Source organism: uncultured Paraglaciecola sp. (assembly GCF_913020055.1).
Classification (GTDB): domain Bacteria; phylum Pseudomonadota; class Gammaproteobacteria; order Enterobacterales; family Alteromonadaceae; genus Paraglaciecola.
In genome coordinates this window covers 1-6406 of the sequence record NZ_CAJWCF010000154.1, presented here as the reverse complement: position 1 = coordinate 6406, position 6406 = coordinate 1, and the positions used below count along the sequence as shown (strand labels likewise).

Sequence of the window (6406 nt, the reverse complement as noted above, 5' to 3'; positions counted from 1 at the left end):
TTATTCGCCCTGCTTTGTTTAAACAAATTAGAACAGAAGAACAACTTGCTTATGCCGTTGGTTTTTTTGGGCAAACATTTAGGCAGCAAATGTTAGTTGCTTTTTATATACAATCACCTGCAAAGGGTTTAGCTGAAGTGGGTGAGCGAATTGCTTTATTCCGTAAAGCGTTTACTCAACAGTTATCAAGTGTGACAGAGGAAGAGTTTGCGACCACTAAAAATAGTGTGTTAATCACCTTAACGCAACCTGCAAAAAACCTGTCAGAAGAGATGGGTAAATTTACCGATGATTGGCGTGAGCAGCAGTGGGGCTTTGATAGCCGAGAGCGTTTGATAGCTGCAGTAGAAAAAGTCACCTTTGATGATGTGGTAAACCTTTATAATCGTATTGAAAGTGGCAAAGAATTCGGTCGCGTGTTGATTCAAATGCGCGGTACTAAATTTGCTGATAAGGCTTTTATTGAACCGAAAGGCGCTATTAAGGTCACAGATATTGATAGTTTTCATCAGCAAGTTAGTCAGTAATTTATAGTTTAAAACCTATCCGTCCTATGACAGGGCGCAGAGAGTAAAATGTAAATTTATATTGGTTTGAAGGATAGTTATGATGTCAGCAAAGGTTTTGGTTTTATGCATTGTTGTACTAGCAACCAATGGCTGTAAGGTGTTGGGATTAGCAGCGGATTTAGCTATTCAATCCGCTCTCGATGATGATGAAAAAATCCGAGACCCATTCGAAAGAAACAGTATTGAACCTTCATTTACTGAAGAAGGGTTCAAACAAGATATTAAGTTCGTCAAAAAACTAATGGCTAAATTGCCAGAAAGCCAGCACAAACCAATATCGAAAGAAGTGAATCTAGCTGAAAGTTTTGCCTGCAGTAATGTAATAGATAACAAACAACAGTGTTACCCTGCTGAATATTATAAAGATATGTATATTAAAGACAGTGACAATCAGCAAGTGGAAACTATCTCATCTAAAGAGTAGCTTCAAAATAGACAGTTTTTCATATTGTGGTATTCTCTAATTTCTTTGAGCACAAGGTAAAGTCAGTTGATAGTAAATAAGGTTCTAACATGGGTATTAATTGTGACGCTGTTGATCAGCCAGTCATATGCCTATGCGTCAGTACCTTGTGAATCAAATGGCGATGTTAACAGTCAGCAGCATAACGCTATGCTCACTATGCAAAACAGCATGGCTAATCATGTTATGACCAGCGATATGCAACACAATATGCAACAACAAACTGTTCAGCAAAAAAATATGACAATGGACTGTTGCGACCAAGAATGTAGTTGTCCCACTGGAATTTTTTCATCGGTCATGCTCACTCATTCTTTTACCACCACTGCGTTTAACCTAGTATCAAAACCTTCAGGTTTCTACCTGTTTTCAATACAAGAGACATTCCTACCGTCTTTACGTAAACCTCCCATTATTGGCTAACACAAGACAGATCCGTCTTTAAAAAGACTGCTACTGTGGTTTGAACTTAGCTGGCGTTTTCGCCAATTTCATCTTTTGATATTACCTCTCCAGAGTCTTTGCTTTTTGCAATGCTGGGCAACATGGATTAGCCATGAAACACACTCATAAGTGCCATTATTCACGTTCTTCGTTACCTTTGGTTGTAGCGTTTATTAGTTTTTTACCCTTTGCCGTATCTGCGAACATAACTATGCAAGACGCGGTAAATATAGCAATTCAACATGATCCATGGTTAACGGGTAATCAGCTTCAAGAACGTGCGCTTAGAGCCGCGATTAAAGGCGCAGATAGTTTGCCAGACCCTATGCTTTCAATGGGGCTGCTAAATCTACCATCAGACGGCTTTGCCTTTGACCAAGAACCCATGACGCAATTTAAAGTGGGTTTAGCACAGGCCTTTCCCCGTGGAGACAGTTTGGCAATTAAGCAACAACAACTGAGTTACCAGGCTGACCAACACCCTTATCAACGAGAAGATCGCAAAGCCAAAATACAAGTGGCTGTTTCGACACTTTGGGTTGATGCCCTTAAAGCCGATCAGACTATTCGCTTGATTGAACGTGACCGGGTGTTGTTTGAACAATTAGTCGACATAGTAAAAGCCAGTTATTCTTCTGCACAAGGAAACACCCGACAGCAAGATGTAATAAGTGCGCAACTTGAACTGGCGAGATTAGACGACAGATTAACCATAGTGAAAAGCCAGCGAGATCTAGCACTGATTCATTTATCTGAATGGCTTGCCCCCACTGCTCATCAGGCCGTATCTGAAACTTTCGCCGCTAATGTCTCTTTGCCTAACCTACCCGAATTAGCTGATGCAATACAGGTGCTTTTACAACGGGCAGACAATATGAGTTTGTTGCAGTTATTAGCTCAGCACCCAGCTTTGCTCGCTATTGAACAATCAGCTAAAGCCGGAAATACAGCTGTTAAGCTAGCCAAGCAAAAATACAAACCGCAGTGGGGGGTAAATGCCAGTTATGCTTACAGAGACGATACTCCTCTAGGGCAAAGCCGGTCTGACTTCTTTTCTATTGGTATCACTGTGGATGTGCCCATCTTCGGTTATGCGAAACAAGACAGTGAGGTTTCTGCATCTCGACTATCAGCTCAAACCATAGAAACTGAAAAGCGCTTATTGCAGCAAAGGATGCTGTCCCAAATGCTGGGCTTGTATCAGCAAGAAATAAGGTTTGAACAACGTGAAGAGGGATTTCTAAACGCAATCTTGCCACAAGCTCAAGAACATGCGGATGCGTCGTTATCAGCCTATACCAATGACGATGGTGATTTTTCAGAAGTAATGCGAGCCCGAATTACTCAACTTAACGCACAGATTGATTTGATCCATATTCAAACCGAAAAATTTAAGACTCGAATACAGATTTTGTATTTTTTGACTGCCCAGAAATTCACAAATAACACCGGAGAATACAAATGAAAACGCTACATGCAATTTTGATTGGTGGGGTTTGTGGAGCGGTATTAAGTGTTGTTGGTTATTCACAATTTGTATCTACTGACATGCCTAAGGCAGAAACCGCTGAGCAAGCAGTCAAACCTCTTTATTGGGTGGCGCCTATGGATCCTAATTTTCGTAAAGACCAGCCTGGAAAGTCACCTATGGGTATGGACCTTGTGCCAGTTTTTGCTGACGTGGGCAAAATTGACGAGCCCGGTGTAGTGCGTATTTCGCCAGTGGTTGTGAATAATTTAGGGGTAAGAACCGCAGAGGTTAAACAGGCAGTCCTTCAAGTGCCAATCAAAACAGTCGGTTATGTACAATACAATGAAAATAACCTGCTACATGTTCATCCTCGTGTTGAGGGCTGGATTGAAAAACTTTACATCAAGGCCGCAGGTGAACAGGTCAATATTGGTGAACCTCTTTATGCTTTATATTCACCTGAACTAGTCAATGCACAAGAAGAGTATCTACTAGCTAAAAAGCGTACTAATAAAGAGTTAACCTCAGCTGCAGAAAGTCGCCTATTGGCACTTCAAATGCCCGCTGAAAGCTTGCGAAAACTTAAGAGTAGTCAAAAAGTACAACAAACTATTGTATTTAACGCCCCCCAATCTGGGGTGATAGATAATCTCGCTATTAGAGAAGGGTTTTATGTGAAACCCGGCACCACTTTAATGTCGATTGGCGCATTAGAAGATGTGTGGGTCAATGCTGAAGTGTTTGAACGCCAAGCTGCCCAAGTGAAATTGGGTCAGTTAGTGACTATGACCCTTGGTTTTGTTCCCGGAAAAACATGGCAAGGGCAGGTTGATTACGTTTATCCCACACTCGATACCAAGACCCGGACTCTTGCGGTCAGACTGCGCTTTAATAACCTTGATATGCTCCTTAAGCCGAACATGTTTGCTCAAGTCGTTATTCATACCGACTCTGAAGAGCAAACTTTATTAGTACCTAAAGAAGCGGTTATTCGCACTGGTACCCAAAATAGAGTGGTATTGGTTGTAGCTGATGGGCAGTACAAATCTGTAGAGGTTAATTTGGGGCAAGTGACCAGTGAGTTTGCGCAAATTTTAGCTGGGGTGAAACTTGGCGATCACGTTGTGACTTCAGCTCAGTTTTTATTGGACTCCGAGAGCAGTATCGATTCTGATTTTAAGCGAATGTCATCTCACTCTGCAGATGCCCCTCAAGATAAGCAAGCAGACTCAGCTGAAGTGGAGGGCTTAATCAATCAGATAAGTGCACAAACTCGAGTGGCGAATATTAGTCGAGGAGCAATCGAAAAGTGGGGGCGAGATCCTGCAACCATGGATTTTGTGTTTGCTGATAATTTGCTTTTAGACACCTTGCAACAAGGCGACAAAATACACTTCACTTTTGAAATTCAAAATGGAGATTTTTTGATCACCGATTATGCGCTGTCCAAACAGGAGCATAATCATGATTGAACGGGTTATTCATTGGTCGATTGGTAATCGGTTTTTTGTTTTGCTGGCTACTTCTATTGTTGTTGGCATTGGTCTGTTTGCCTTACGCAATACGCCGGTTGATGCTTTACCCGATTTGTCCGATGTACAAGTTATCATTAAAACCAGTTATCCAGGGCAGTCTCCACAAGTAATTGAAGATCAAGTGACTTACCCTTTGACTACCGCCATGTTGTCGGTACCTGGGGCAAAAACAGTACGTGGTTTTTCGTTTTTTGGTGATTCATTTGTGTACATCATATTTGATGACAAAACTGATTTATATTGGGCCCGTAGCCGAGTGCTGGAATATTTATCTCAGGTGGCTCCGCGCCTACCAGCCGCCGCTAAATCTCAACTCGGTCCTGATGCAACAGGTGTGGGCTGGGTCTATTTATATGCATTAGTGGATAAAACCGGTAAACATGATCTTAGTCAGTTACGTGCTATTCAAGATTGGTTTCTTAAGTTTGAATTACAAACTGTGTCTGGGGTATCTGAAGTCGCTTCGATTGGTGGCATGGTCAAGCAATATCAAATTATAGTCGACCCCGATAAGTTAAGAGCCTACGACATTCCCCTAAGTCTGATTCAATTGGCGGTTAAACAGGGGAATCAGGAAGTAGGGGCTTCGGTGATTGAAATGGCTGAAGCTGAATATATGGTTAGCGCTACCGGTTATATTCAATCTATCGAAGATTTGGCGCTTATTCCTTTGGGCCTAAATAGCAAAGGTACCCCCTTATTATTAAGAGACGTTGCGGATATTCGCCTTGGTCCACAAATGCGCCGAGGAATAGCCGAGCTTAATGGGCAGGGTGAGGTCGCTGGTGGCGTAGTGGTAATGCGTTTTGGTGAAAATGCGCAAAAGACTATTGCTGGCGTGAAGCAGAAATTAGCCACGTTAAAAGATGGTTTACCTGAAGGGGTTGAAGTGGTCACTGTGTACGACCGTTCTGATCTGATTTCCCGAGCGGTGGACAATCTATGGTCGAAATTAGGCGAAGAGTTACTGATCGTTGCCTTAGTTTGTGCCGTGTTTTTATTTCATCTGCGCTCATCTATTGTGGCAATTATTACTTTGCCAATAGGGATTTTGGTGTCGTTTATCATCATGTATTGGCAGGGAATAAATGCCAATATCATGTCTTTAGGAGGCATTGCTATTGCGATTGGCGCCATGACAGATGGAGCCATTGTGATGATTGAAAACATGCATAAACACATGGAGAAGACGCCGCTGACCAATGAAAATCGTTGGCAGATAGTGGCAAAGTCAGCATCAGAAGTAGGGCCAGCCTTGTTTTTTTGTTTATTGATCATCACCGTCAGCTTTCTACCGGTTTTTATTCTTGAGGCGCAAGAGGGCAGAATGTTTGCACCTCTCGCCTATACCAAAACTTACGCCATGGCGGCGTCAGCCGGCTTGGCTATTACTTTAGTGCCAGTGCTGATGGGCTATTTTATTCGCGGTAAAATAACCAGCGAGAAGAAGAACCCACTCAACAGATTATTGGTGGCTATATACTTACCGGTTTTACGACTCGTTCTGCGCCATCCCAAAAGTACATTGCTGGTAACTTTGTTGATAGCAGTGTTGGGCTTTTACCCAGTTAATAAGCTTGGAAGTGAATTTATTCCACCTTTAGATGAGGGGGACTTAATGTATATGCCCACTACGTACGCTGGTTTATCAATAGGTAAGGCAAGAGAGCTGTTACAACAAACGGATAAGATAATTACTACTGTGCCAGAAGTTAAACATGTCTTTGGTAAAATTGGCCGAGCTGAAACTGCAACCGACCCTGCGCCTTTAACGATGATTGAAACCTTTATTAAGCTGAAACCTAAAGACCAATGGCGTGATGGTATGACAACCAAAAAGCTGCGCGCAGAGCTGGATAAATTGATACAAATTCCTGGCTTGACTAATGCGTGGGTGATGCCGATAAAAACCCGAATTGATATG

Annotated in this window: 6 protein-coding genes; all 6 read left to right on the top strand. The window is 42.3% G+C overall.

The genetic code is table 11. From position 1 onward, the window contains the following. On the top strand, positions 1-527 hold a 527-nt coding region (locus tag QZ488_RS20690; RefSeq protein ID WP_293752312.1), incomplete at its 5' end, for an insulinase family protein. A gap of 79 nt (positions 528-606) precedes the next feature. Beyond that, a complete protein-coding gene (locus tag QZ488_RS20685; RefSeq protein ID WP_293752310.1) occupies positions 607-993 on the top strand; it encodes a hypothetical protein in 387 nt (128 codons plus the stop codon). 102 nt (positions 994-1095) lie between these two features. After that, positions 1096-1455, top strand: a complete 360-nt coding sequence (locus QZ488_RS20680; RefSeq protein ID WP_293752308.1) for a hypothetical protein — start codon at positions 1096-1098, stop codon at positions 1453-1455. A 133-nt stretch (positions 1456-1588) separates the two neighbouring features. Further along, positions 1589-2941, top strand: a complete 1353-nt coding sequence (locus tag QZ488_RS20675) for a TolC family protein (RefSeq protein ID WP_293752306.1) — start codon at positions 1589-1591, stop codon at positions 2939-2941. Further along, positions 2938-4419: an efflux RND transporter periplasmic adaptor subunit gene (locus QZ488_RS20670; RefSeq protein ID WP_293752304.1), complete on the top strand. Its 1482-nt coding sequence runs from the start codon at positions 2938-2940 to the stop codon at positions 4417-4419. Before QZ488_RS20675 ends, QZ488_RS20670 begins: the two co-directional genes overlap by 4 nt. Further along, a partial coding sequence (locus tag QZ488_RS20665) for a CusA/CzcA family heavy metal efflux RND transporter (protein ID WP_293752302.1) occupies positions 4412-6406 on the top strand: 1995 nt, incomplete at its 3' end. The genes QZ488_RS20670 and QZ488_RS20665, both read left to right, overlap by 8 nt.